We start from the raw sequence: 26,199 nt of genomic DNA, 5'->3' as shown, positions 1-26,199 counted from the left end.
CATGATTGAATGGAAAGTTAGGAGAGACAAGATTAAAATAAAGTAAGTAAATGAACGAAATATGATATAATCATTCTAGTATATAATGGAGGAAAATCAATGAGCTTAAAAATAGAAAACTTAACAGGTGGCTATGGCCATGTACCTGTATTAAAATCTGTAAATTTTGAAGTGAAATCTGGTGAAATGGTTGGTTTAATTGGGCTAAATGGTGCTGGTAAAAGTACAACTATTAAACATATTATTGGCTTGTTAAATGCTCAAAAAGGAAAAATTACTATTGATGACGAGACAATCTTTAGTTCACCTGATTCTTACCGTAAAAAAATTGGCTTTATACCAGAAAGTCCAATATTGTATGATGAATTAACATTAAGAGAACATATTGAAGTAACAGCAATGGCTTATGATATTCCAAAAGAAGAGGCGTTGAAACGTGCGGAGTATTTACTTAAGTTATTTCGTTTAGAAAACAAACTTGATTGGTTTCCTACGCATTTTTCTAAAGGGATGAAACAAAAAGTTATGGTTCTATGTGCTTTTTTAACTGAGCCTAGTTTATATATCATAGACGAGCCATTTTTAGGTTTAGACCCTTTAGCAATAAATGCTTTGTTAGAGCTAATGAATGAAATGAAACAGCAAGGCGCTGCTATTTTAATGTCAACACATATTTTAGCTACAGCTGAAATTTATTGTGATCGTTTTGTTGTGCTTCATAATGGAGAAGTAATAGCAAATGGCACGTTAACTGATTTACAAAAAGAGTTTAAACTTCCAGGTTCTTCATTAGATGATATTTATTTATCCCTCACAAAAGAGGAGGGAAATTAATGTTAGATTTTTATAAAATACGTTTAGCAAAACATCAAAAAAGAATGCTTAAATACTTAAGGTATGTCATGAATGATCATTTTATTTTGATTTGTATGGTGGGGCTAGGTGGGTTTGGCTATTACTATTCAGAATACTTAAAAACACTTACACCTAACGTGATATGGATGCCATTTGTCGTTATTGCATTATGGTTAGTTAGTCTTTTTATCGGTAAATTAAGTACACTAATGCAGGAAGCAGATATGGTTTTCTTATTACCTAAAGAACGAGCCATGAAAAATTATTTAACAAAAGGGCTTAATTATTCTATGATTTTTCCCGCAATTTGTATTTCATTAGTTGTAGGCATAACTTTCCCATTAGTCGTTGCAACAAAAAGTATTGATTTTTCAATGGCTGTATTAGTTATTATCAGTTTACTTGTATTAAAATATTCTGACCTATGGATACAATTAGAGTCATTATACTTAAATTCTGAAAAATTAGTTCTTTTTCATAGGATGGTATGGTTAATAGGTGGCGTTGTCAGTTTATTTATTAGCTTGTATGGTTCTTTTTATATTGGAATGGCGATAGCTGTAGTTATTAGTGTTGTTTTAGTTATATTAAGTAGAAAAACAGTCGACAATAGCCAGTTAAATTGGGAGAAAAGTATTAGTAGTGAGCGCAAACGCATGAAACGTTTGTATTCGTTCTTTAATCTATTCACGGATGTACCAGGTCTGTCATCTGATGTTAAACGAAGAAAATACTTGGATGGTGTATTAAATAAGATTAAGAAAACGTCTGAAAATACCTATTTGTATTTATATGCTAGAGTGGTAGCAAGAGGCTCTGAGTACAGTAGTCTAGTGATCCGTTTAGTTATCGTAGGGGCAGTGTTGCTGTTTTTTACTAAATCATTTTGGTTAATGGCTATATTAGGTAGTTTATTTATTTATCTACTAGGGTTTCAATTAATTCCAATGTATCATGCGTTTGACTATATGTTGATGACACAACTTTATCCAATTTCTTATAAACAAAAGTCGGGAGCAGTATTGTTTCTTATTAGAAGTATCATTGGGATTATGACAGTTTTATATAGTGTTATTTCTTTTGTCGCGTTAGGTGATATTATAGCTGGAAGTAAGCTGATGGCTATCTTTATACTAGTATTTGCTCTATTATCTTGGGGTTATCTACCTATGAGACTAAAAAAAATTGAAAAAAAATAAATTAGATGAAAAAGTTTGAGAGAAATATGTTATACTAAATTTTCGAAATCCTACAGTGGAACAGTTGAATGATGGTAAAGGTGAGTAAAGGACAATTATGGAGAGTAATGAACATGTTTAATTTTGATAAAAACTGGAATCTCCAACCAATCAAAGGGGATACTGGAAAAGCGTATAAAGGTATGAAAGAAAATGAAAGAGTCTTTATCAAGCGTAATTCGACACCTTTTTTGGCGGCTTTGTCTAGGGAAGGGTTGACCCCTAGATTATTATGGACCAAACGAACAAGCAATGGAGATATTTTAACTGCACAAGAGTGGTTAGATGGTCGCCAGTTAGAAATAGAAGAAATGTCACACAATGAAGATGTTGCTCATATGTTACGTTATCTACACCAATCAGAATCGTTGAAATCAATGTTAAAAAGAATGGACGGGGCTGAAAAAACAGCGTTTGATTTTCTAAAAGATTATGTAACAGATTTACCCCAAGACCTCAAAGACGATGATTACTTGATGCGAGTATTTAGATACTTAGAAAATCACCTTCCTTCATATAATTCACATGGATTTGTGGCTTGTCATGGAGATGCCATTCACAATAATTGGATGTTAGCATCTAATGGAGAATTATATTTGGTTGATTGGGATTACTCTGTTTTATCAGACCCTGCTTATGATTTAGGAACTATTTTAGGTCAGTATGTGGATAAAAATGATTGGTCTTATTGGTTGTCATTATATGGAGTGAAAGCTGACGAAGAATTAATTGAGCGAATTTATTGGTATGTAGGTATGAATTTACTACAACAAATTAGAAGAAGCTATATTAGAAAAGAAATGACACAAGTATCAAATTACATGTTAACTTTAAAAAAAATATATGATATTTAAGTAGCTCTTTGACTAAGGTCAAGGGGCTATTTTATAGAAAGGAATTTACAATGCGTTTAAGAAATAAACCAGGAGCAATGGATACAATAAAAGCGAATCCACAGTATATTTTGACAGATGGTAGCCAGTGGAAAGGGAAATGGCAATCACGTTTTGAAATAAATCAGCCAATCCATATAGAAGTAGGAAGTGGTAAAGGGCAATTTATCGTAGAGATGGCTAAAGCCCATCCTGATATCAATTACATTAGTATAGAATTACAAACAAATGCGATGATTTCAATACTAGAAAAACAATTAGAAGAAAAATTACCAAATTTGCAGTTATTATTAGTTAATGGGGCTGATTTAACGGAATTTTTTGCTAATGAAGAAGTATCACAAGTTTATTTGAATTTTTCTGATCCTTGGCCAAAGAAAAAACACGAAAAACGACGCCTAACTTATAAAACATTTCTAAAAACTTATGAGACTATTTCAAAACCCGGTGCGCAAATTCATTTTAAGACAGATAATCAAGGGTTGTTCGAGTATTCCTTGGCAAGTTTATCACAGTATGGCATGACTCTAAATCAAGTATGGCTTGATTTGCATAATAGTGACTTTGAAGGAAATATTATGACAGAGTATGAAGAAAAATTTTCTTCAAAAGGGCAACCAATTTACCGATTAGTAGCAACCTTTAAATAAATATAAAAAACATCTTTTTGCTCATTATCTAAGAGGGCAAAGATGTTTTTTTGTTTTCACCTAATAAAAGGAATAATTGATTAGTGATAAAAGAGGTTAGTAGATTTTTGTCGACTCGACAATCATGAAATAACCAATCTTTGATAGTACCAGTTATAGCAAATGAATAAAAGGAAGCTGTATCTTTTGGTGTAGTTGTTTGCTTGCCGCCATTTGTGTGGTGAGTTGTTAAGAGATAGAGAACAAATTGTTTCAATTGGTCTGATAATTGAGCATCAAAGATGTAGGATTCCAGTAATGTTTTTTGATAAAATAATTTGTTTTTTTCGAAATAATCAACCAATCGTTTTATGATGACTGTCCAATGATCATAATTGATAAAATGTTCTACGATTTCAGTTAATTCTTGTTGATAAATCCAAACAATCAAGTCTTCTTTATCTGTAAAGTGATCGTAAAATGTTTGTCTACGATATTCAGCGTTTGCCATAATATCTTTTATAGATATCTTTTGATAGGGAGTTGTCTTTAATAAATCTTTTAATGAGTAGGCGATGACTTTTTTTGTGATTAAAGAACCCGTTGACGCCATGAGAGACCTCCTTTAGTTAACCGTGTCTATAGAATAACAAGCAAAAACAAAAAAAACAAATAAACTTTTACTTTGAAAGCGGACACATATCTAAAACTGTCCATTACAAAGAAAGCCTTTTCTTTATATAATACAGACATAGATAAGAAAACGGAGGAAGCGACGATGAAAAAAATAATTAATCAAACAGATGACATATTAAATGAAATGCTTGAAGGACTCTCTTATGCTTATAGTGATTTAGTGACACGTGTTCCTGAAACAAATGTGATTGCTAAGAAAAATATTTCTGGTAATAAAGTTGGTGTAGTCAGTGGTGGGGGAAGTGGTCATGAGCCTGCACATGCTGGATTTGTTGGGAAAGGTATGCTAAGTGCCGCTGTTTGTGGAGAAATTTTCACTTCGCCAACTCCTGACCAAGTACTAGAAGGAATTAAAGCCGCTGATGATGGTGCTGGGGTCTTACTTGTTATCAAGAATTATTCTGGTGATGTGATGAATTTTGAAATGGCAAAAGACTTAGCAGAAATGGAAGGAATTGACGTTGAAACGGTGTTAGTTGATGATGATATTGCGGTAGAAGACAGTACATATACAGCTGGTCGACGCGGTGTAGCAGGGACAATCTTGGTTCATAAAATTTTAGGCCATGCAGCTGAAAACGGTAAATCATTAACTGAAATTAAAGAAATAGGGGACAAACTAGTTAAAGAAATTAAAACATTAGGTGTAGCATTAACTGGGGCAACTGTACCGGCAGTAGGAAAACCAGGGTTTGTTTTAGCCGAAGATGAAATTGAATTTGGTGTGGGAATTCACGGTGAACCTGGCTATCGTAAAGAAACATTACAGTCATCAAAAAAATTAGCCGAAGAATTAGTTGGAAAACTAAAAGATGAGTTTAATTGGAAATCTGGCGATAAATATGGTGTTTTAGTGAACGGTTTAGGTGGTACTCCATTAATGGAGCAATTTGTCTTTATGAATGATGTAAAAGCTCTATTAGAAAAAGATGGGTTAGTTATTGACTTTAAAAAAGTTGGGGACGTTATGACATCAATTGATATGGAAGGTTTATCGTTAACTATGATTCATTTAGATACACCAGAGTGGATAGAAGCATTGAAAGCACCTGTTACAACTATTGCTTGGTAAAAAGGAGAGACATTTATGGAAACAAAACAAATTATAAATTGGTTGCAATTATTTACAGATAAAGTTAACAAAAACACAGCATATTTAAGTGAGTTAGATACACCAATTGGTGATGGAGATCACGGAGCTAACATGGCTCGTGGAACAAGTGAAATGATGAAAGCCATCGAAGAGAAAAATCCAGAAACACCAACAGATGTATTTAAATTAGCAGCTATGACATTGATCAGTAAAGTTGGTGGGGCATCTGGACCATTATATGGATCAGCTTTTATGGGAATGACGAAAGCATCAATGAAATCAGATGATTTAGTGACGATTTTAGTAGGTGGCATGAGTGAAATTCAAAAACGTGGAAAAAGTGAGCCAGGTGAAAAAACAATGCTTGATACATGGTCACGAGTGATTGATTCTCTAAAAGAAGGTTCTTTAACAGAAGAAAAAGTTAAAGAAATTTCTGAATTGACTAAAGAAATGAAAGCAACAAAAGGACGTGCCTCTTATTTGGGTGAACGTTCTATTGGACACATTGATCCGGGTGCTATGTCTAGTAGTTACCTATTTGAAGCCATGATAGAAGCAGGAGTGAAATAGATGAGTTTAGGAATTGTATTAGTATCACATGTATCAGAAATTACAACAGGAATTACACGTTTGATTAGAGAAGTAGCCAAAGATGTTTCGATTACAACAGCTGGCGGTTTAGAAGATAATGGTATTGGAACAAGTTTTGATACGATTATGTCAGCATTTGAAGCAAACGAGGCAGACACTATTCTAGCGTTTTATGATTTAGGAAGTGCCAAAATGAATTTAGAATTAGCAATGGACATGACAGATAAAAATGTCATTTTATATGATACAGCATTAGTTGAAAGTAGTTATACAGCGGCCGCGTTAATACAAGCTGGTGCTGATATAAAAACCATTGAAGAACAATTAAGCGAATTAAAGGTAAAATAACTAGGGGGAAATATCATGAGAAAAGCATTTATTAGTCCATCAAAATATGTACAAGGCGAAGATGAATTACTGAACTTAGGTTATTATGTTAAAACATTTGGAAAGACAGCTCTTTTAATCGCACATCAAGATGATATCAATCGCGTGCAAGAAAAATTAGACAAAACAGCAGAAAAATTTGGTATCACATTTATTCCAAGCCATTTTAATGGTGAGTGTTCACGCGGAGAAGTGGCTAGATTACAAGCATTTGCTAAAGAAAATGAAGCAGATTGTGTGATTGGTTTAGGAGGAGGTAAAGCCATTGATACCTCAAAATGTGTGGCTGAAGGAGATAATTTAATTATCGTACCGACGATTGCAGCAACAGATGCGCCAACAAGTCATTCAGCTGTTTTATACACTGATGATGGTGAATTTGATGATTATGCCTACTTTAAACAAAGTCCAAGTGTCGTCATGGTTGATACAACAATTATCGCAAACGCGCCAACTCGTTTCTTAGTATCAGGTATGGGGGATGCGTTATCAACATTATTTGAAGCACGAGCAACAGCGAATTCATTTTCAAATGTGAATGCCGGTTTACCAAATGGCTATGTAACAAAAGAAACAGCACCTGCTAAGAATACAATTGCAGCTTATACATTAGCTAAAGTGTGCTATGAAACATTACTTGAAAATGGCTATAGTGCAAAAATCGCATGTGATAACAATGTGGTGACACCAGCATTAGAAAATATTGTAGAAACAAATATTTTATTATCTGGTTTAGGATTTGAAAGTAGTGGATTAGCAGCTGTTCACGCGATTCATGATGGATTAACAGCTTTAGAAGGAACTCATTCATATTTCCATGGTGAAAAAGTTGCCTTTAGTGTGATTTGCCAATTAGTGTTAGAAAATGCGTCACAAAAAGAATTACATGAGGTGCTTGATTTTAGTTTATCAATTGGTTTACCAGTGTGTTTAGAAGATATTGGGGTGGAAAGTATTACGTTTGAAGAAGCAATGGAAGTTGCTGAAAAAGCGTGTATACCTGAAGAATCAATTCATTCTATGCCTTTCCCTATTGTTGAAGAAGAAGTGGCTGCAGCGATTATTGCCGCAGATAAAATTGGTCGTGACTATAAAGAAAAACATAACCAATAATAAATAAATTAAACAGTCAGAATGCCCTATATTCTGGCTGTTTATTGTTTTATTGACTTATGATAGACTAGGAACGTGAGAAGAAAAGGAGGATGTTATGACACGTATTATAAATAAACCAAAAGATAGCGTTTCGCAAGTTTTAAATGGTGTGGCATACATTCATCAGGATAAACTAACTCGCGTCTCTAAGACGGGCATATTACTTAGAAAAAATAAAACACCAAACAGAGTAGCACTTATTAGCGGTGGAGGTAGTGGACATGAACCGGCTCATTTTGGCTATATTGGGGAAAATATGCTAGACGCTTCTGTGAGTGGACCAATTTTCGTCCCCCCGTCAGCAGAAGAAATCTATCAAGCTATAAAACAAACGGATCAAGGATTGGGTGTTTTGCTGATCATTAAAAATTTTGAAGCGGATGTGATCAATTTTTTGAAAGCTAAAGAGATGGCTGAACAAGAAGGTCAAAAGGTTGGATATGTTATTGTAAATGATGATTGTTCTGTTGAAACTGATACGCTCAAAAAAAGAAGACGTGGGGTTGCTGGAACGGTATTGGTACATAAAATACTAGGTGCGGCAGCGAGTGAAGGGAAAACATTGTCTGAGCTAGTAGAGATGGGTCGTCATATTGTTAATGCAATGAATAGTTTAGGCGTAGCTTTATCTAGTGGCACAAGTTTAAGTGGTGAAAAAAATAATTTTGAATTAGAAAGCAATACAATCTCTTTTGGTATAGGGATACATGGCGAAAAAGGGTATCGTAGTGAACCTTTTGTCTCATCAGAACATTTAGCCAACGAATTGTTAAACAAATTGCTAGTACAATATGACAATTATGCAAATAAACGATTTGCAATTTTAGTAAATGGCCTTGGAACCACGACAATTATGGAACAATATATTTTTGCTAATGATGTAAAACGACTATTGGAATTAGAAGAGGTAGACGTTGTATTTAAAAAAGCAGGAAACTATATGACTTCAACCAATATGGCAGGTATTTCATTGACGTTGCTTGAAATAGTTGAGGATGTTTGGTTAGACTATTTAGAGAAAGAAACAGATGCTTTTGCTTGGTGAAAATAATTTATTTAAAAAAAAGGTTGTATTTAAATGAAACTCGTGTTATATTTATAAGCGTAGTATATTTGATTCGTTTTAGGAAAATTAACATTCTGTTTACATTTCTCCTATTAAGCGTCACATTTATTGCAACAAATATATGCGTACATGATTACGCGATAATAAGGAGGAAACACAACATGGCAAACGGAACTGTAAAATGGTTTAACGCTGAAAAAGGTTTTGGTTTTATCACTCAAGAAGGTGGAGAAGATGTATTTGCACATTTCTCAGCTATCCAAGGTGACGGATTCAAAACTTTAGAAGAAGGTCAAGAAGTGACTTTTGATGTTGAAGAAGGTCAACGTGGACTTCAAGCAACTAACATCGTTAAAGCTTAATCTAATTTTAAATTAAACAAAACCACTTAAGATAAAACTTAGGTGGTTTTTTTATTTTCTAGAGGCTCGTCTAATGTTAAACCTAAAGCAAGACCGATAGATATTATTTGTTCGATATTAACAATTAAGCCTTTAATAGTATCTGGGGAAAAGTAAAGTTGTTCAAATTGGCAATTAGATAGGTTTAGTTTATCCATAGAAGTGTTTAACCAGGCTGTTTTATTTATCCTGCAATTATCTAACCTTAAATTTTTCCAATCTAAGTTAGATAATTCGGATTCAGATAAGTCGCAGTCTGTAAATTGGGTAAATCTTATTTTTGAAAAGTTATAAGAGGAAAAAGATAATGAGCAGTTGATGAATTGACAATGATTAATAAAAGAATCTGCAAAATTTACTCCAATTAGTCGACAGTTTTTGAATATGACGCGATGAAACGAGCTGTTAATCCACTCAGTATTAGAAAAATCACAAGACTCGAAAATAGAATCGCTTATTTCAATCATTTCACCTATTTGATTAGCAAACGTTGTTTTTTGCCAAAAATTTTGAGAGATGATCACTCGATTGATTGAATCAAAGTGATGAGAATCTAATTGTTCTAAGTAACATTTTTCTAAAGGTATATCTGAATTTATATTAGGAAATTCATACATTTGAGAAAGTGACACTAAATCTAGCATAGGTTGTTTGATTTTCATAAGAGTACTCCTTTAATTAGTGTGATAACGTTATTATAGCATAAGGAATAAATTAAACTGAAAAAATTATTGACTTTCATGTTTTTGTATTATACAATGATGAAGTTGAGAAATTAAAGCAGAAGCACCCGCTTCTCGCCTTAACAATGAAAAATTGTTGGGCTAGATAACGTTTAGTTTTGATATTTTATCAAAAACTATTTTGGTGCGGGGTCTTTATCATAATAAAGAGCTCGTTTTTTCTGTGTTTTTCTCTAATAAATTCGGAGGTGAATGACCATAGCTAAAGATAATATGGTGAATGACGGCATTCGTGCAAGAGAACTACGTTTAATTGCAGTAGACGGAGAACAGCTAGGTGTTAAATCTAAAGTAGAAGCTTTAAGAATTGCTCAAGAGGCAAATCTTGATCTTGTCTTAGTATCACCAAACGCTAAACCACCAGTTGCAAAAATCATGGATTATGGAAAATTCCGTTTTGAGCAACAGAAAAAGGAACGCGAAGCCCGTAAAAAGCAAAAAGTCATTAATGTAAAAGAGGTTCGTTTGAGCCCGACGATAGATGTCAATGATTTTAATACCAAGTTGCGTAACGCGCGTAAATTCCTTGAAAAAGGTGATAAAGTGAAAGCTTCTATCCGATTTAAAGGTCGTGCGATTACCCATAAAGAAATTGGTCAGAACGTCTTAAATCGCTTAGCGGATGAAACAAATGATATTTCAGTTGTTGAACAAAAAGCGAAAATGGATGGTAGAAGTATGTTTATCATGCTTGCACCAAAAACAGATAAGTAGGTAAAAATCTGAGGAGGAAAATAACATGCCAAAAATGAAAACACACCGTGGATTAGCAAAACGTGTAAAACGTACTGGTGGTGGAGGTCTAAAAAGACATCGCGCATTTACTAGTCACCGTTTCCATGGAAAAACTAAAAAACAACGTCGTCAATTACGTCGTCCAGCAATGGTATCAAAAGGCGATTACAAACGCATTCGTCAACAATTAACTCGCATGAAATAATTTTTTAGTTTTTGATAATAACTAAAATACTTATATACTGAAATATTGAACAACTCAAGGAGGAATTATCATGGCACGTGTAAAAGGTGGAACAGTAACTCGCCAACGTCGTAAAAAAGTGCTTAAGTTAGCTAAAGGCTACTATGGCTCAAAACATACATTATATAAAACAGCAAAAGAACAAGTGATGACTTCTTATAAATACGCATTTAGAGATCGTCGTCAAACGAAGCGTAACTTCCGTAAATTATGGATTGCTCGTATCAACGCAGCAGCTCGTATGAACGGTTTAAGTTATTCTAAATTCATGCATGGTTTAAAATTAGCAAACATTGATATGAACCGTAAAATGTTAGCTGATATTGCTATCCATGATGCAGAAGCATTTTCAACGTTAGCTGACCAAGCAAAAGCTGCTTTGGCTAAATAATAAAAAAGAACTAGCAAACTAATTTAAGTTGCTAGTTCTTTTTTTATTAAATTTTAGTTGGCAGATAATCTAATAGTTTTGTTAAGTCGTTTATTTGTTCTTGGAGTGCTGCACCAATAGTTGTATCATGAACATATTTTCTTTCCAGTGGTCTGTCAACAATCCTTTTTATTGATACAATATCATCATTTTGTAGAATGACATCTTCTATGGAAGAAAAAGGTTTATGTGCAACTAACTGCATACCGTAAGAATTATATAGTAGGGTGTAACCGGCAATTCCTGTTGTTTTTTGGTATGGTTTTGAAAAACCTCCGTCGATAACAAGCATCTTTCCGCCTGCTTTGATAGGTGTTTCCCCTTTTATTTCTTTAACCGGTGTATGACCGTTTATCAGATGACTGTCTTCTTTGTATAAACCAAATTCAGCTAAAATAAATGAAATGGTTTCTTCTTTTTCTCTTAGTGTGTAATAAGCATTTTTTTTTTCGATATGTGTTGTCTTATCTTCTATAAAATAACGTTCGAATGTTGTCATTTCTCTTTTTCCAAACAACGAAGAGTTTTCTCCAGACCATAAATACCATAATATATCTGTATCAAAATCCGTATGCTCATTTGGATTATTGTAAGCTTTCCTCAAACTAGTTTCAAAAAAATCTAGTAGGTCTTTTCCTTTGTAGGTTGATTGATGTAGTTTGAATTCTTTTAGTGACCCATCATTATTTAAAGGGACACATCCGTGAATGAGTAAATTATCATTATAAATTAAATACATGTTTCCTTTTTTTACTAAGAAGTCAGTGTGACGTTTTAATTTTTCTGAATGAATAAAATTATGCATTAGGCGTTCGCTAACATCACTCTCTTCCAAAGTTAAGTCTGATGGATTGTTAGGGTTAACTGTCATGAAACATGTATTATTTAAGGGATAGTCTATGCCTTTAATCGATACAGTTAAATTGTTGAAATTAGTCCGTGATAGAAGTTGTCGGTGATTCATTTGAAATTCAGGACGTCTTTGTACTAATTGTTCTTCAAGTTTAAATTGTAAAATAGCAGCAGCTTGATGAATTTTTGTTGTTTCTAGTAATTCTTCGCTAGATGATTGATCTTCTGGTGTAACTTTGGGTCTAAAAGCTGGATTATCTATATAATATTTTTCAGCATAAGTTAACAAAGGTCGCAAATTTATCCCGTATGTGTCTTCTATAATATCTAAATTATTGTACCTAGCAGAGATTCTAATAATAGTCATCATACATAATGGTGAGCCAGCAGCAGCCCCAATCCAGATGATGTCGTGGTTTCCCCATTGGATATCGACAGAATGGTATTCTATCAGAGCATCGATAATTTTGTCGGGTTCAGGTCCTCTATCATAGATATCCCCAACAACGTGCAAATGATCAACCACTAAGCGTTGGATAGTGTAGCATAAATCGATAATCAAATCATTTCCTTGTTTTAGGTTTAAAACATCAGAAATAATTTGGTTATAGTATTCTTTTTTATCTGTGTTTGTTTTTACTTGATAAAGTAGCTCCTCGATTATATAAGAAAATCGTTTGGGTAATGATTTTCTGAGTTTAGAACGTGTGTATTTACTTGCGCTAAATTTTATTAAACGAATTAATTGGTTGATTGTTTGTCTATACCAATTTGTATCGATATGCTTTTCTAAATAATTTAACTTTTGTTCAGGGTAATAAATTAAAGAAGCTAACGTCTGTTTTTCTTTGTCAGTTAATTCGTTGTTAAAGACATCGTTTATCTTTTCTTTGACATTTCCAGAACCGTTTCTAAGTAAGTGTTGAAAAGCATTAAATTCCCCATGTAGGTCACTAACAAAGTGTTCTGTTCCTTTAGGTAGGTTTTGAATCGCTTTCAAATTTATGATCTCACTGACGATATTTTCTTTAGTTTTATATTGTTTATAGAGTAAATCTAAATATTTGTTTTGGTTAGTCATATACCTTATACCTTTTCTTTTTTAGTTAATAGTAGTATAACAAATACAGATAGTCAATCTATACCAATTAGTAAAATTTACCTAATTGTCAAATGCATTAAAAGTTTGTATAATCTTATAGGTTAGAAAGGGGATAAACATGAGAAATGAAATGATGCATCGACCAGTTTTGAAGGATGAAATAATTGATTTAATTAGATATAGACAACCTGAAATGAGAGGAAAAGTTGGGGAAATTCAACAAGAAGCTAAAGAAACAGGTGTCCCGGTTATACCAAATGAAACAGCAACGTTTCTAAGGTTTTTTCTTAAACAAATTCATGCTAAAAATGTGTTGGAGATTGGTACAGCCATTGGATTTTCAGCTAGTTTAATGATAGACGCTATGGGAGAAGATGGTCATGTAACAACGATTGATCGCTTTGATGTGATGATTCGACGAGCCAAAAAAACGTTTGAAAAATTAGAGATAACCAATCAAGTCACGTTGCTTGAGGGGGATGCTAAGGATATTCTTTCTACACTAGAAGGTCCGTTTGATTTTATCTTTATGGATAGTGCTAAATCAAAATATATCGAATTTTTACCTGAGTGTTTGCGCTTGATTAAAAAAGGTGGCGTAATTATGATTGATGATGTTTTTCAGGCTGGAACTGTCATGCATGACACAAAAGAAATACCAAAAAGTCAACGTACGATTCATCGAAAACTTAATAAATTATATGACGCAGTATTAGATAATGAGGAATTGTCAGTGACGATTCTTCCGTTAGGTGATGGTGTTTTAATGATCTCTAAAGAAGTTGAAAACGTTAATTTAATAGTGGAATAATGGATGTGTGAGACTCACATTCATTTTTTATTAGTTTAAGACAATAAAAAAACCAATTGATAAACAGCTTATCAATTGGTTTAAATAACGTCGCAGGAGGGATTCGAACCCCCGACCGTTCGCTTAGAAGGCGAATGCTCTATCCAGCTGAGCTACTGCGACTGGACGTTTTAAAAATATTGGTTGTTTTAAACAACAGAATAATCATATACAATTTTTAAAGAATAGTCAACAGTTTTTTTATAAAAAAATTAATTATTAAAAAACTTGTTCTAAAAGGAAATTAAAAAGAAAAAATGGATGATAAACAAACGAAAATTAAAAATACTAGACAAAAACTAGAAGTATGATGTATACTTACAACAGTATTGTTGATATTATGGGGAAATTAAGCAATATACAATTAATTTAGGTGTAAGGGGAATATATATATGGGGAAAATTGATCCACGAGTCATTAAAACTCGTAAAAAATTAAGACAGGCTTTTTTAGATTTGTTAAAAACACGCAGTTTAAGTGAAATGAACATTAAAGATTTAACAAATCAAGCTGGCGTTACTAGGGGAACTTTTTATTTGCATTACCGTGATAAAGATACATTTATTGAAACAATTATGGAAGAAATTATTGAAGATTTCTATGAATCTGTTGTTGAATATGTGCCGTATCAAGGTGATGAAGAAAAACAAATACCAAGAATCGTTTTAGATCGCGTGTTTTCATATATCGGGAATTCACCAGAGTTCTTTGTAACGTTACTTAATGAAAACGATGCAGAAGATTATCGTGTATTGTTTAGCGAACGTTTATATGATTATGTGTTAGCTCACGTTAACTATGGTAATTCTATACCTGTTCGAAAAATGCCAAAAGAATTGGTCAATAATTTTGTAGTATATAGTTTATTAGGAATCGCAAATGCATGGGTAAACGAGGGGCAAATTTACGCTAATCATTATATTGCAGCGATGGTATCAAAAATGTACCGCTCAGAGTTATTTATTGAAGTTGGTTTATCTGACTTTTTTGTGTCTGAGACTATCTAAAATATCAGAGAATGGTCAAAAGTTATTGACTGTTCTCTTTTTTTTTGATAATATGTTAATGTTGTATTTGTGTGCACCACAACTACAACCGCACGAAACAAGTATTAAGAACATTAGTCGCTTGTGACGGCGAGTCTAAGTAAAGAAGAAGGAGGTGCGGAACAAACATGTACGCTATTGTAAAAACTGGTGGAAAACAAGTTAAAGTAGAAGTAGGTCAAGCGATTTACGTTGAAAAATTAGACGTAGAAGCTGGCGGTAAAGTTGTGTTTGATGAAGTCGTTTTAGTAGGTGGAGAATCAACAAAAGTTGGGACACCACTTGTAGAAGGAGCAACTGTTGAAGGAACTGTTGAAAAACAAGGAAAACAAAAGAAAGTTGTTACTTACAAATACAAACCTAAAAAAGACAGCCATCGTAAACAAGGTCATCGTCAACCTTATACAAAAGTTATGATCGAAGCAATTAATGCCTAATTTTTAGAAAGTAGGTTTGATTGTGATACGAGCTGAATTTAAGCAAGCTGGGAACGGTGATTTTTTATCATTTGAAATGGATGGACATGCCGAATCTGGACCGTTTGGTTATGATATCGTGTGTGCAGCAGCATCTGCGTTATCTATTAATACAATAAATAGTATTAATGAGCTAGCAGAGTATATGCCCATTTATGAGATGGAATCAGGGTATCTTTATTTTGAAAGATTAAATGATTTATCTGATAGACAAATTGATATAACAAATTTATTGGTTCACAGTTTATTGATTGGGCTACGCTCAATCGAAGCTGATAATCAAGCATTTATACAAGTTAAACTTAGTCAAGGAGGTGCAAGCCCATGTTAAAAATGAATTTACAATTATTCGCCCATAAAAAAGGTGGAGGTTCTACTACTAACGGTCGTGACTCTAGATCAAAACGTTTAGGTGCTAAACGTGCTGATGGTCAAACTGTATCAGGTGGATCAATTTTATACCGTCAACGCGGAACAAAAATTTATCCAGGTGAAAACGTTGGTCGTGGTGGAGATGATACATTGTATGCAAAAGTGGACGGTGTGGTTCGTTTCGAACGCAAAGGTCGCGAAAAAACACAAGTATCAGTTTATCCAGTGGCTAAATAATTAAATGTTAAAGCAACTTATTCAAATGAATAGGTTGCTTTTTTTGTTGTTTCATTTTATTTCACTCACAAGTTTGTTATAATGAAAAGTAGTATAATGAAAGAGGGCGACGTAGATGATGGAACGTGTAGAAAAATTAAGAATAAAAATGGTCGAACGCGGAATAGATAGTTTTTTGATTACTAATTCATATAACTTGAGATATTTAACAGGATTTACCGGTACAACGGGTGTAGCGTTGATTATGTTAGATAAAGCTTATTTCATCACTGATTTTAGATATACTGAACAGGCCAGTGAGCAATGTGAAGGTTATGAAATTGTAAAAAACGTCAAACCAATTTTTGAAGTGGTTGCAGATTTAGTTAGTCAATCTAATGTTGAAAATATGGCGTTTGAAGAACAGACAGTATCATTTTTCCAATATACTATTTTAGAAGAATTAGTAGAAGTTGATCTAATGCCTATCACTGGTGTGATTGAAACACTTCGTGAAGTAAAAGATATCGGAGAAATTGAAACCATCCGTAAAGCCTGTCAAATTGCTGATGCAGCATTTGAGCATATCTTAACATACATCAAACCAGGAATGACTGAAATTCAAGTAGCAAATGAGTTAGATTTTTACATGAGAAGTCTTGGTGCAAGTGGTGTGTCATTTGATACAATTGTGGCAAGTGGGTTACGTTCAGCAATGCCACATGGTGTAGCAAGTGGCAAAATTATTGAAGAAGGCGATTTTATTACGATTGACTTTGGTTGTTATTATAATGGTTACGTATCTGATATGACACGAACTATTTCTTTAGGTGAACCAAGTGAGAAACTAAAAGAAATCTACCAAGTGGTAAAAGATGCCCAACAATTAGTACTAGATAAAGCAAAACCAGGAATGACTGGAGTAGAATTAGATGCAATTGCTAGAGATTATATCACTGAAAAAGGATATGGAGAAGCATTTGGGCACTCGACAGGTCATGGTATTGGTTTAGAAATTCATGAAGGGCCTAACGTATCTAAATTGGCAGAAAAAGCATTTGTTCCAGGGAATGTGATTACAAATGAACCAGGTATTTATTTACCAGGTATTGGTGGCGTGCGTATTGAAGATGATATGCTAGTGACAGAAGATGGTATTGACCGATTGACACATTCTCCAAAAGAGCTTATTATTTTATAGATAAATATGCGAAAACCAGTCGTTTAGGAGGATTCTGATGATATCAGTCAATGATTTAAAAACAGGCTTGACAATAGAAGTAGATGGTAATATTTACCGAGTAATTGAATTTCAACATGTGAAACCAGGAAAAGGTGCCGCATTTGTTCGTACAAAATTAAAAAACTTACGTAATGGAAATACTGCTGAAAAAACATTTCGTGGTGGGGAAAAAGTGGCTAAAGCTCAAATTGATAATAAAAAAATGCAATATCTTTATGAGTCTGGTGGTAACTATGTCTTTATGGATATGGATACTTATGAGCAATTAGAGTTACCTCATGAACAAATTGAAGAAGAGTTAAATTACCTATTGGAAAATTCTGAGTGTCATATTATGATGTATGGAACAGAAACTATTGGAATAAATCTTCCAAATACGGTAGAATTAGAAGTCAAAGAAACAGAGCCAGGTATTAAAGGGGATACCTCTTCAGGAGGATCAAAACCAGCTATTATGGAAACTGGATTAGTCGTTCAAGTGCCATTCTTTATTAGTGCTGGAGATCGTCTAATAATTAATACATCTGATGGTTCTTATGTTTCTCGTGCATAGTAATAAACTAAAGGAGGAAGTTTAATGTCAGAAAATAAAAATTTGGTATTAAGTAACCAAAACCAAGCGATTGACGGAGAAATTGTTGTTGCTCCTGAAGTAATTGAAGTGATAGTAGGAATTGCTGCATCAAAAGTATCTGGTGTTTATGGTATGCGCGGTAATTTGGCATCTAATGTTGCTGAGCTTTTTGGAAGCTCTGTCCATGATAAAGGTGTTTATCTAACTAATGATGAGGGAAATATAAAAATTGATTTATATTGTTTCTTAAATTATGGTGTATCAGTACCAAAAACAGCGATTGATATGCAAGAAAAAGTAAAACAACAAGTATTATATATGACAGATTTAGAAATAGCAGAAGTAAATGTGCATGTTGTGGGAGTCGTTCCAGAAAAGACAACACTGCCAGATTTAAATGAATTATTTGATTCAGAAGATGAGGAAGATTAGAGTGGGATTAACAAGACACCAATTAAGAGAAGTAGCTTTTCAAACGATATTTTCAATGATGTATCAAGAAGATGCAGTTGCTATTGATTCGATTTTCTATACGTTATCGTTAATGGATGAAAAGTCTGAATTAGAAGAAGATTTAGTGATTCCAACTTATTTAGAAGTGGTTGTTTCAGGGATTAATGAGAAACAAGATGTGTTGGATGAAACGATTGAAAAACATCTGAAAGGATGGAAACTTAATCGTCTAGCTAAATCTGATTTAATTATTTTGCGCTTAGCAATATTCGAAATGTTATATTTAACAGATGTTCCTAACAAAGTGTCTTTAAATGAAGCATTAGAGTTAGCTAAGACTTATAGTGATGATGAATCAAAACGTTTTATTAATGGTGTTTTATCATCTGTACTAGGTGATATTGAAACTCAAAAGTAAATCGGTTATCTTAAAAAAGCAAAGGAAAATTGATTTCCTTTGCTTTTTTTTGTGAAGCTTTAACCCTCTTTAATTGGTATAAATTGTCATGTATAAGCATAAACATTGCTAACTTATACTGGGTTGGGCATAATTACTCTTGCTGTATAAGAGGTTTGGAGAATTGAGTAATATAAAGGAAACAATTAATAACAGTGAAAAAATATGTTTTTTCACAAAGTGGTTAATGGCACAGACATATATGAAGTAAGGAACAGATCTGATTTATAGCGTATTTTTAACTATAAAGAGGAGAGTAAATGAATGAAGAAAAGAGTTAGCAAACGAATATTAATGTTAGGTAGTATGGTAGTGTGTTTATTGGTTGGTGGAATTGTTGTGTATGCTAGTGATTTATTTTGGGGTGGAGAAGACGATATCAAAGGAATAGAAGTTGTCTTGGATAAATTAAAAACAGCTGTTGATTCAAGAGATAATAAATTAAAAAACAATGGAGACAAGCTTGAAAGAGAATTAGTAGAAAAAGAGTCACTTAAACAAATTATTTTAGAAAAAGAACAATCAATTAGTAATTTAAACATAGAACAAGAAAATTTAGAGAGTAAAATTACTGAATTAAATAGTACTATAGAAACACAGAAGAAAAATTTAATAGCTAAAGATGACTATAGAGAAGCTGAGCTGGCTGAAAATCAAGCCTATTACACTGGAGAAATTAATAAGTATCAGGAACAAGTACGGGTGGAAGAAGCTGAAAAAAATGAAGTTCTTGAAAAGATGAATCATTTAAATAGTGAAAAAGAGGCATTAGATAAGCAATTTGAAAAATTATCGAAATTAGACAAAGAAAAAGATGGTAAATTAGAAAAAGCTAGAACTGATGTGAAAGAATTAAGAGAAAAAGCAGATAGTATTTTAGAAGAAGTAAATTCCAATGAAGATGTGCAGTAATTTTTATTGTCGAAAAAAATATTCATAGTATAATAAGAACTAATTGTAATTAATACACTTATAAAAGAGCAAGGTGTATTGTTATAGTTAGTTTTTTTTGTTGATTTTTATTTAATTAGAAGTAAGTATGTTAGAATAAATGTAATTAATAAATGAAGGGATGGAGACGATGACAGTAATTTTAGACGGGAAAGCATTAGCAAATAAAATGCAATCTGAGTTAGCTAATGAAGTGGCGGATTGGAAAAGTAAAGGTTACCGTATACCTAAATTAGTAGTGATTCTAATAGGAGAAGATAGTGCTAGTAAAGTATACGTAAAAAACAAAGAAAAATCGGCCCAAAAAATCGGTTTCCATTCAGTAGTAAAGCGATTAGATGAATCGATAAGTGAAAAAGATTTATTAAGTATTATTGAAGAATATAATCAAGATAGTACAGTGGATGGTATTTTAGTTCAGTTACCGTTGCCAAAACATATTGATGAAGAAAATGTATTGCTGGCAATTGATCCTAAAAAAGATGTGGATGGGTTTCATCCATTAAATGTAGGGAAACTTTTTGTGGGTGATCCTGATATGCATCCTTGTACCCCTTTTGGTATTATTACACTATTAAAAGAGCATGATATTAAGTTATCTGGAAAAAAAGTCGTCATTATTGGCCGAAGTAATATTGTAGGAAAGCCATTAATGCATATGATGTTAAATGAAGATGCTACAGTGACTATCGCTCATTCAAAAACAAAAAATTTAAAAGAAGAGACATTAACAGCGGATATATTAGTTGTTGCAATTGGTCAAGCAGAATTTATTACGTCTGAGTACGTAAAAGAGGGCGCAGTTGTGATTGATGTTGGAATGAATCGAAATAACGAAGGAAAACTTGTTGGTGATGTCAACTTCAGTGATGTGTTACCTAAAGTTAGTGCGATTACACCAGTCCCAGGAGGTGTTGGTCCAATGACAATAACAATGCTAATGGAACAAACGATGTCTCAAGGTAGAAAACATTGTGGAGAGGAAAGCCATGACAACAAGTGATTATTTAACGGTCACAGCATTAACAAAATATTTAAAACGTAAATTTGATGCAGACCCATATTTAGAAAAAGTGTATTTGACTGGTGAAGTATCAAATTTTAGAGCACGAGCAAATAGTCACCAATATTTTAGTTTAAAAGATGATAAAGCTAAGATTTCAGCGGTGATGTTTAAAGGGGCATACCAAAAATTAAAATTTACACCTGAAGAGGGAATGAAAGTTTTAGTGGTTGGTCGCCTCTCTCTTTACGAGGCTTCAGGTAATTATCAAATATATGTTGACCATATGGAACCAGATGGCATAGGGGCTTTGTATCAAGCGTATGAGCAATTAAAATCGGCACTTAAAAAAGAAGGTCTATTTAAATTAACCCATAAACAATCGTTAGTGAAGTATCCAAAGCGAATTGCAGTAATTACTAGTCCAAGTGGTGCGGTTATTAAGGATATTATAACCACTGTACAAAGAAGATACCCAATAGCTCAGTTAGTATTGTTTCCTACAAAGGTTCAAGGAGAAGGAGCGTCTAAGGAGATTGCCCAAAGAGTAAGAGAAGTGGATGCTATTGGTAATTTTGATACAATGATTGTTGGACGTGGTGGTGGATCTATTGAAGATTTATGGTCATTTAATACAGAAGAAGTGGTGCGTGCTGTTTTTGAATCAAGAACACCCATAATTTCTTCGGTTGGCCATGAAACAGATACGACATTAACCGATTTAGTAGCAGATGTACGCGCGGCAACACCAACAGCAGCAGCTGAACTTGCGGTGCCTGTTTTACAAGAAGAATTACTCAAAATTAGGGAAAAACAATCTAGATTGTTCAATGCGTTAGACAATCAATTAAAACATAAACAGGCTAGATATGATAAAGCCAGTCAATCAGTTATGTTTAAACATCCAAATAGATTATATGAAGCATTTTATTTACAATTAGATAATTTAGATCATCGGTTAAAACAAGTTATGAGCAATCAGCTACACTATAAAAATAGCCAGTGGCAAAAAAAATCTGAGCGATTGATGGTAAAAAATCCTGGTGAACAAATAAAAAGACGTTCCCAAGAACAAAAATACTTAGAACAGAACTTAGAACGTGCGATGCAGCAAATTATTAGAGATAAAACAAAGCAATTGTACCAATTTAGCGACTCTTTGGATTTATTAAGTCCGTTGAAAACGATGAGTCGAGGATATACCTATGTGACTAAGGATAATCAAATTGTTAAGAGTGTTTCAGATGTTACCGTATCAGATGAAATTACATTGAATGTTTCTGATGGTCGGTTACGTGCAGTTGTAAAAGAAATAGAAAGTGATGGGGAAGATGAGTAAAGAAAAGCAAACATTTGAGGAATCAATGGAAGAGTTAGAACAAATTATTAAAGGATTGGAATCAGGAGATGTTCCTTTAGAGACAGCTCTAGAAAAATTTCAACGTGGTGTTGAGCTGAGTAAAGAATGTCAACAGACATTGGCTAATGCTGAAAAAACATTAACTAAAGTAATGAGTAGTGAAGGACAAGAAATTGAATTTGAATCTAAAGGAGAGTAATTATGTCAAAGTACTCTGAGTTTGCCGGGCGTTTTTCACCTATTATCGAAGAGACAATTTGTGCATTTTTAAAAGAGCAAACAGTTAGTGATGAATTGTATGAAGCAATGGTTTATTCAGTTAAAGCTGGGGGAAAGAAATTTCGTCCGCTGCTTTTTTTAGCAACGCTAGAATTATTAGATGTTGAATTGACGAAAGAAGAGTATAAAGTTGCTAGTTCTTTAGAAATGATTCATACATATTCATTAATCCACGATGATTTACCGGCTATGGATGACGATGATTTACGACGTGGCTTACCGACGAATCATAAACAATTTGGTGAAGCATTAGCTATATTAGCTGGTGACGGCTTATTGACAGAATCTTTTCACATATTAGCTACTGCTGTTATTGATGCTGATAAAAAAGTTCAATTAATCAACTTACTAGCAACCCAATCTGGTTCTAGTGGGATGATTGCAGGACAAGTAGAAGATATAAAAGCAGAGCACCAACAAGTTTCTTTAGATGTTTTACAGAAGATTCATGAAAAGAAAACTGGGGCGTTGATTAAGGCATCTGTTGAAATGGCATGTGTTTTAAAAGATATTAATGATATAGTGTTTAACTTTTTAATGGATTATGCAACATCTTTAGGAATAGCTTTTCAAATTAGAGATGATTTATTAGATGTTATCGGAGATGAGCGGTTAATTGGGAAACGTGTAGGAAGCGATGAACGTCTTGAAAAATCGACTTATGTGTCATTATTGGGCTTAGGTAAAGCGAAGGAAGCCTTTTATCAGCAATGTGAACAAGCAGAATCAGCATTAAAACAGGTAAAAGAAGAGTTGAAGTTGGGTAATACCCAAACATTATTAGATGAAATTTTAAGAGAATTGAAGGAAATAAAATGACAAGTAAAGTTAGTAAGGAACGTGTTGACGTATTGCTCGTTCAGCAAGGGCTATGTGAAACACGAGAAAAAGCTAAGAGAACTGTGATGGCAGGTTTAGTATGTGATGAAAAAAATATTAGATACGATAAGCCAGGTGAAAAAATACCTACAACGACTGAGTTACGATTAAAAGGACAGGTATTAAAATATGTGTCTCGCGGGGGATTAAAGTTAGAAAAAGCGATTAAGATGTTTGGTATTGATTTTTCAAATAAGCGATTACTTGATATTGGGTCTTCAACAGGTGGGTTTACCGACGTGGCCTTGCAAAATGGGGCACTAATGAGTTATGCATTAGACGTGGGGTCCAATCAGTTGGCTTGGAAACTACGTCAAGATGTTCGAGTTGAAGTGATGGAAAAAACAAATTTTAGATATTCTAAATTATCTGATTTTACATTAGGACAACCTAATATTGCGACCATAGATGTTTCTTTTATTTCTTTAAAATTAATTATACCTGTTTTAAGAGAGATTATCTCTGAGGATGGAGAAGTAGTTGCTTTAATTAAACCTCAATTTGAAGCAGGGAAAAACCAAGTAGGAAAAAAAGGGATAGTAAGAGATAAAAAAGTACATGAAGACGTGCTACAACGAATGATAGAAATGATGACTGGAGCAAGGTTTGATGTGTTGAATCTTGATTTTTCTCCAATTACAGGTGGTGAAGGTAATATTGAGTTTTTAGCTTATTTAAGACCATCTAAAGAAATTGGAACATTTTTAGGACTAGAAAGCACAAACGAGTTAGTTGAAAGAGCTCATACTCAATTACATGGATAAGAGGAGTCAACTATGAGAAAGTCTGAACGTCAAAAAGTCATAAAGCAAATTATATTGGAAGAAAATGTTGGCAAGCAAGAAGAATTGGTCATCTTATTAAAAGAACGAGGTGTTCCTGTCACACAAGCAACAGTTTCTAGAGATATAAAAGAGTTAAATTTGATTAAGAAAGTTGATGATGTTGGTGAATTTAGATATTATTTGCCTAAAAATGATACATCTGAAAAGCTAAGGTTAGAAGCAATGATGAAAACATCTTTTATAAAAGTAGCAATAATGGATAATTTTATCAATCTTCAATTGGAACCAGGTGTTGGGGTTATAATAGGTAAGTTAGTTGAAATTATTTATGAAGATAGTTTATTTACAGTAGTTGCTAACGATGATAAGCTGCTTATTATTACACGAACGAATGAACAGGCACGTATGATAGAAAGAGATATTTTATCAATGACATAAGAGGTGAAGTGACATGATCCAAGAATTAATGGTTCAAGATTTTGCGATTATTTCTAATTTAACAATTCCTTTTAAGGAAGGAATGACTGTTTTAACAGGTGAAACAGGTGCAGGGAAATCGATTATTATTGATGCAATGGGATTGTTAGTTGGTGGTCGAGGTTCAGCTGATTATATAAGAGATGGCGAGGAAAAGTGTCGTATTGAAGGGTCGTTTTATGTGTCAGATAATCAACACGTTGCTGAGTTTTTAGCAAACAATGGCATAGAACCGTCTGATGGCCAGTTAGTGATTCAACGTGAAATCTACCGAACTGGACGTAATAATTGTCGAATTAATGGTCAACTAGTGACGACAAAAACATTACGTGAAATAGGTCCCTATATTGTTGATATTCATGGACAAAATGAGCATCAGGAATTAATGCACGTTCAAAATCATTTGCGATTATTAGATCAATATGCATCTAAAGAAGTCAAAAAAAGCATATCTTCATATCAAGATAAATTTAATGAATATGATAAGCTTAAAACAAAAGTGACTCATTTAATTAATAATGAAAAAGAGTTTGTGCAACGAATGGACATGCTAACATTTCAATACAAAGAAATAGAATCTGCTCAGCTAGTTTCTGGTGAAGAAGAAAATTTGTTGGAAGAAAGAAAGAGATTAGTTAATTTTCAAAAAATTACTGATGCATTAAAAAAAGCATATCACTATTTAGACAATGATGAGTTAAATGCGGTGATGTTAAGTGGGGCAGCTATGTCTGAGATGGAACATATTGAATCAATTGATAGTGATTACTCTGAAACAACCGATTTGATTAGAACTGCTTATTATTCATTGCAAGAAGCATCCGGTAGAGTAAACAGTTCATTGGAACAACTAGAAATGGATGATGAACGATTAATTGTGATAGAAAACCGGTTAGATGTGATTAGACAATTAAAACGAAAATACGGGGATACAGTAGAAGAAGTCATCGCATATTTTGAAAAGATTTCAACTGAATTAGAGACACAATTAGATACGACGACGGATGTTGCCACATTGCAAGAATCATTAAACGAAATGGAAAGTGAGCTACTAATTTTAGCTGAGGAATTAAGTGAGAAAAGACGTAAAATAGCTGAAAAATTAGAACAAGATATCATGACACAATTGAAAAGTCTTTATATGGAACATGCTGTGTTTAAGGTGATGTTTCAGGATATACCATTAACGATAAATGGGAAAGACAAAATAGAATTTTATTTATCTACTAATGTTGGTGAAGCTCTCAAACCGTTAAATAAGATTGTATCTGGTGGAGAATTATCGAGGATTATGCTAGCACTTAAAACTATTTTTTCAAGTACTAAGTCTGTGACAAGTATTGTATTTGATGAAGTAGATACAGGGGTTAGTGGTCGTGTGGCACAAGCTATCGCTGAAAAAATACATCAAATAGGGTCACGTTCACAAGTACTTTGTATTACTCATCTTCCTCAAGTTGCAGCTATGGCAGATACGCAATATTTTATTAGAAAATTAGTTGAAAAAAATCGTACAAAAACTCAAGTAAGAGAATTAACAGATGACGAGCGTGTAAATGAAATTGCTAGAATGTTATCCGGTGCGGATGTGACAGATTTAACCAAAGAACATGCTAAAGAATTACTTGCTATTGCTAAAAAAGAACGCTAACCAATTTAATAATT

At 33.3% G+C, this 26,199-nt stretch carries 33 protein-coding genes, 1 tRNA gene and 2 other annotated features; of the genes, 30 read left to right on the top strand and 4 right to left on the bottom strand.

Going from position 1 to position 26,199, the window contains the following annotated elements:
* Positions 1-99: 99 nt before the first annotated feature.
* The 4 genes from JNUCC83_RS07660 (at position 100) to trmB (ending at position 3,636) form a co-directional block, all read left to right on the top strand.
* Positions 100-834 (top strand): ABC transporter ATP-binding protein, encoded by a 735-nt coding sequence (locus JNUCC83_RS07660; RefSeq protein ID WP_454459459.1) that lies wholly within the window; start codon positions 100-102, stop codon positions 832-834.
* On the top strand, positions 834-2,054 hold the full coding sequence (locus JNUCC83_RS07655) for an ABC transporter permease (protein ID WP_454459458.1): 1,221 nt from the start codon (positions 834-836) through the stop codon (positions 2,052-2,054). The genes JNUCC83_RS07660 and JNUCC83_RS07655 overlap by 1 nt, the downstream gene beginning before the upstream one ends.
* Before the next feature lie 113 nt (positions 2,055-2,167).
* Complete coding sequence (locus JNUCC83_RS07650; protein WP_454459457.1) at positions 2,168-2,947, top strand: phosphotransferase family protein; 780 nt, start codon at positions 2,168-2,170, stop codon at positions 2,945-2,947.
* 50 nt (positions 2,948-2,997) lie between these two features.
* Positions 2,998-3,636: a tRNA (guanosine(46)-N7)-methyltransferase TrmB gene (gene trmB / locus JNUCC83_RS07645; protein WP_454459456.1), complete on the top strand. Its 639-nt coding sequence runs from the start codon at positions 2,998-3,000 to the stop codon at positions 3,634-3,636.
* Positions 3,637-3,664: 28 nt separating this feature from the next.
* Here the strand turns inward: trmB and dhaS are convergent, their stop codons facing one another.
* Positions 3,665-4,228 (bottom strand): dihydroxyacetone kinase transcriptional activator DhaS, encoded by a 564-nt coding sequence (gene dhaS / locus JNUCC83_RS07640; RefSeq protein WP_454459455.1) that lies wholly within the window; start codon positions 4,226-4,228, stop codon positions 3,665-3,667.
* 165 nt (positions 4,229-4,393) lie between these two features.
* On the opposite strand from dhaS, the gene dhaK reads away from it, so the two are divergent.
* From dhaK to JNUCC83_RS07610, 6 genes are all read left to right on the top strand, one after another.
* A complete protein-coding gene (gene dhaK / locus JNUCC83_RS07635) occupies positions 4,394-5,383 on the top strand; it encodes a dihydroxyacetone kinase subunit DhaK (protein ID WP_454459454.1) in 990 nt (329 codons plus the stop codon).
* A gap of 15 nt (positions 5,384-5,398) precedes the next feature.
* Positions 5,399-5,977, top strand: a complete 579-nt coding sequence (dhaL, locus tag JNUCC83_RS07630; protein ID WP_454459453.1) for a dihydroxyacetone kinase subunit DhaL — start codon at positions 5,399-5,401, stop codon at positions 5,975-5,977.
* Positions 5,978-6,346: a dihydroxyacetone kinase phosphoryl donor subunit DhaM gene (gene dhaM / locus JNUCC83_RS07625; protein WP_454459452.1), complete on the top strand. Its 369-nt coding sequence runs from the start codon at positions 5,978-5,980 to the stop codon at positions 6,344-6,346.
* Positions 6,347-6,361: 15 nt separating this feature from the next.
* Positions 6,362-7,498, top strand: a complete 1,137-nt coding sequence (locus JNUCC83_RS07620; protein ID WP_454459451.1) for a glycerol dehydrogenase — start codon at positions 6,362-6,364, stop codon at positions 7,496-7,498.
* Between the two features lie 97 nt (positions 7,499-7,595).
* Positions 7,596-8,585, top strand: a complete 990-nt coding sequence (gene dhaQ, locus JNUCC83_RS07615; RefSeq protein WP_454459450.1) for a DhaKLM operon coactivator DhaQ — start codon at positions 7,596-7,598, stop codon at positions 8,583-8,585.
* Positions 8,586-8,767: 182 nt separating this feature from the next.
* Positions 8,768-8,968 carry a cold-shock protein gene (locus JNUCC83_RS07610; protein ID WP_071456381.1) on the top strand — a complete coding sequence of 67 codons (201 nt, stop codon included), beginning with the start codon at positions 8,768-8,770 and terminating at the stop codon, positions 8,966-8,968.
* A 38-nt stretch (positions 8,969-9,006) separates the two neighbouring features.
* Here JNUCC83_RS07610 and JNUCC83_RS07605 read toward each other — a convergent pair whose 3' ends face one another.
* Positions 9,007-9,669 (bottom strand): pentapeptide repeat-containing protein, encoded by a 663-nt coding sequence (locus tag JNUCC83_RS07605; RefSeq protein ID WP_454459449.1) that lies wholly within the window; start codon positions 9,667-9,669, stop codon positions 9,007-9,009.
* A gap of 110 nt (positions 9,670-9,779) precedes the next feature.
* Positions 9,780-9,918: a sequence feature (ribosomal protein L20 leader region), on the top strand.
* Between the two features lie 24 nt (positions 9,919-9,942).
* On the opposite strand from JNUCC83_RS07605, the gene infC reads away from it, so the two are divergent.
* The 3 genes from infC (at position 9,943) to rplT (ending at position 11,120) form a co-directional block, all read left to right on the top strand.
* A complete protein-coding gene (gene infC / locus JNUCC83_RS07600; RefSeq protein WP_071456383.1) occupies positions 9,943-10,464 on the top strand; it encodes a translation initiation factor IF-3 in 522 nt (173 codons plus the stop codon).
* Positions 10,465-10,489: 25 nt separating this feature from the next.
* Positions 10,490-10,690, top strand: coding sequence for a 50S ribosomal protein L35 (rpmI, locus tag JNUCC83_RS07595; RefSeq protein WP_071456384.1), 201 nt, complete (start codon positions 10,490-10,492; stop codon positions 10,688-10,690).
* A gap of 70 nt (positions 10,691-10,760) precedes the next feature.
* The gene (gene rplT / locus JNUCC83_RS07590; protein ID WP_454459448.1) at positions 10,761-11,120 is read left to right on the top strand and encodes a 50S ribosomal protein L20; all 360 of its coding nucleotides are present in this window, start codon (positions 10,761-10,763) and stop codon (positions 11,118-11,120) included.
* Between the two features lie 46 nt (positions 11,121-11,166).
* Here rplT and JNUCC83_RS07585 read toward each other — a convergent pair whose 3' ends face one another.
* Positions 11,167-13,092 (bottom strand): fructose-1,6-bisphosphatase, encoded by a 1,926-nt coding sequence (locus JNUCC83_RS07585; RefSeq protein WP_454459447.1) that lies wholly within the window; start codon positions 13,090-13,092, stop codon positions 11,167-11,169.
* Between the two features lie 139 nt (positions 13,093-13,231).
* Between JNUCC83_RS07585 and JNUCC83_RS07580 the strand changes: the two genes are divergently transcribed.
* Positions 13,232-13,924, top strand: coding sequence for an O-methyltransferase (locus JNUCC83_RS07580; RefSeq protein ID WP_454459446.1), 693 nt, complete (start codon positions 13,232-13,234; stop codon positions 13,922-13,924).
* 88 nt (positions 13,925-14,012) lie between these two features.
* On the opposite strand, the gene JNUCC83_RS07575 is transcribed toward JNUCC83_RS07580, so the two are convergent.
* Positions 14,013-14,086 (bottom strand) — tRNA-Arg (locus tag JNUCC83_RS07575).
* A 269-nt stretch (positions 14,087-14,355) separates the two neighbouring features.
* On the opposite strand from JNUCC83_RS07575, the gene JNUCC83_RS07570 reads away from it, so the two are divergent.
* From JNUCC83_RS07570 to recN, 16 genes are all read left to right on the top strand, one after another.
* A complete protein-coding gene (locus JNUCC83_RS07570; RefSeq protein ID WP_454459445.1) occupies positions 14,356-14,970 on the top strand; it encodes a TetR/AcrR family transcriptional regulator in 615 nt (204 codons plus the stop codon).
* Positions 14,971-15,046: 76 nt separating this feature from the next.
* Positions 15,047-15,117, top strand: a sequence feature (ribosomal protein L21 leader region).
* A gap of 20 nt (positions 15,118-15,137) precedes the next feature.
* The gene (rplU, locus tag JNUCC83_RS07565; RefSeq protein WP_071456389.1) at positions 15,138-15,446 is read left to right on the top strand and encodes a 50S ribosomal protein L21; all 309 of its coding nucleotides are present in this window, start codon (positions 15,138-15,140) and stop codon (positions 15,444-15,446) included.
* 22 nt (positions 15,447-15,468) lie between these two features.
* On the top strand, positions 15,469-15,816 hold the full coding sequence (locus JNUCC83_RS07560; RefSeq protein ID WP_454459444.1) for a ribosomal-processing cysteine protease Prp: 348 nt from the start codon (positions 15,469-15,471) through the stop codon (positions 15,814-15,816).
* Positions 15,810-16,094, top strand: a complete 285-nt coding sequence (gene rpmA, locus JNUCC83_RS07555; RefSeq protein WP_071456391.1) for a 50S ribosomal protein L27 — start codon at positions 15,810-15,812, stop codon at positions 16,092-16,094. Before JNUCC83_RS07560 ends, rpmA begins: the two co-directional genes overlap by 7 nt.
* A 115-nt stretch (positions 16,095-16,209) precedes the next feature.
* A complete protein-coding gene (locus JNUCC83_RS07550; RefSeq protein ID WP_454459443.1) occupies positions 16,210-17,274 on the top strand; it encodes a M24 family metallopeptidase in 1,065 nt (354 codons plus the stop codon).
* Positions 17,275-17,311: 37 nt separating this feature from the next.
* On the top strand, positions 17,312-17,869 hold the full coding sequence (gene efp, locus JNUCC83_RS07545) for an elongation factor P (protein ID WP_454459442.1): 558 nt from the start codon (positions 17,312-17,314) through the stop codon (positions 17,867-17,869).
* 24 nt (positions 17,870-17,893) lie between these two features.
* Complete coding sequence (locus tag JNUCC83_RS07540; RefSeq protein ID WP_454459441.1) at positions 17,894-18,322, top strand: Asp23/Gls24 family envelope stress response protein; 429 nt, start codon at positions 17,894-17,896, stop codon at positions 18,320-18,322.
* Complete coding sequence (gene nusB / locus JNUCC83_RS07535; protein WP_454459440.1) at positions 18,309-18,761, top strand: transcription antitermination factor NusB; 453 nt, start codon at positions 18,309-18,311, stop codon at positions 18,759-18,761. Before JNUCC83_RS07540 ends, nusB begins: the two co-directional genes overlap by 14 nt.
* Positions 18,762-19,064: 303 nt before the next feature.
* Positions 19,065-19,712: a hypothetical protein gene (locus JNUCC83_RS07530; protein WP_454459439.1), complete on the top strand. Its 648-nt coding sequence runs from the start codon at positions 19,065-19,067 to the stop codon at positions 19,710-19,712.
* A 169-nt stretch (positions 19,713-19,881) separates the two neighbouring features.
* Positions 19,882-20,754, top strand: coding sequence for a bifunctional methylenetetrahydrofolate dehydrogenase/methenyltetrahydrofolate cyclohydrolase FolD (gene folD / locus JNUCC83_RS07525; protein ID WP_454459438.1), 873 nt, complete (start codon positions 19,882-19,884; stop codon positions 20,752-20,754).
* Positions 20,741-22,093 (top strand): exodeoxyribonuclease VII large subunit, encoded by a 1,353-nt coding sequence (gene xseA, locus JNUCC83_RS07520; RefSeq protein WP_454459437.1) that lies wholly within the window; start codon positions 20,741-20,743, stop codon positions 22,091-22,093. The genes folD and xseA overlap by 14 nt, the downstream gene beginning before the upstream one ends.
* A complete protein-coding gene (locus JNUCC83_RS07515; protein WP_454459436.1) occupies positions 22,086-22,313 on the top strand; it encodes an exodeoxyribonuclease VII small subunit in 228 nt (75 codons plus the stop codon). The genes xseA and JNUCC83_RS07515 overlap by 8 nt, the downstream gene beginning before the upstream one ends.
* 2 nt (positions 22,314-22,315) lie before the next feature.
* The gene (locus tag JNUCC83_RS07510) at positions 22,316-23,212 is read left to right on the top strand and encodes a polyprenyl synthetase family protein (RefSeq protein ID WP_454459435.1); all 897 of its coding nucleotides are present in this window, start codon (positions 22,316-22,318) and stop codon (positions 23,210-23,212) included.
* The gene (locus JNUCC83_RS07505) at positions 23,209-24,036 is read left to right on the top strand and encodes a TlyA family RNA methyltransferase (protein ID WP_454459434.1); all 828 of its coding nucleotides are present in this window, start codon (positions 23,209-23,211) and stop codon (positions 24,034-24,036) included. The genes JNUCC83_RS07510 and JNUCC83_RS07505 overlap by 4 nt, the downstream gene beginning before the upstream one ends.
* Before the next feature lie 12 nt (positions 24,037-24,048).
* Positions 24,049-24,495, top strand: a complete 447-nt coding sequence (locus JNUCC83_RS07500; RefSeq protein ID WP_454459433.1) for an arginine repressor — start codon at positions 24,049-24,051, stop codon at positions 24,493-24,495.
* Between the two features lie 13 nt (positions 24,496-24,508).
* Positions 24,509-26,185: a DNA repair protein RecN gene (gene recN, locus JNUCC83_RS07495; protein ID WP_454459432.1), complete on the top strand. Its 1,677-nt coding sequence runs from the start codon at positions 24,509-24,511 to the stop codon at positions 26,183-26,185.
* Positions 26,186-26,199 lie beyond the last annotated feature (14 nt).

This window comes from Vagococcus sp. JNUCC 83, assembly GCF_053667615.1.
The sequence above is the reverse complement of the archived record's forward strand: the minus strand, read 5'-3'. Positions and strand labels throughout refer to the sequence as shown.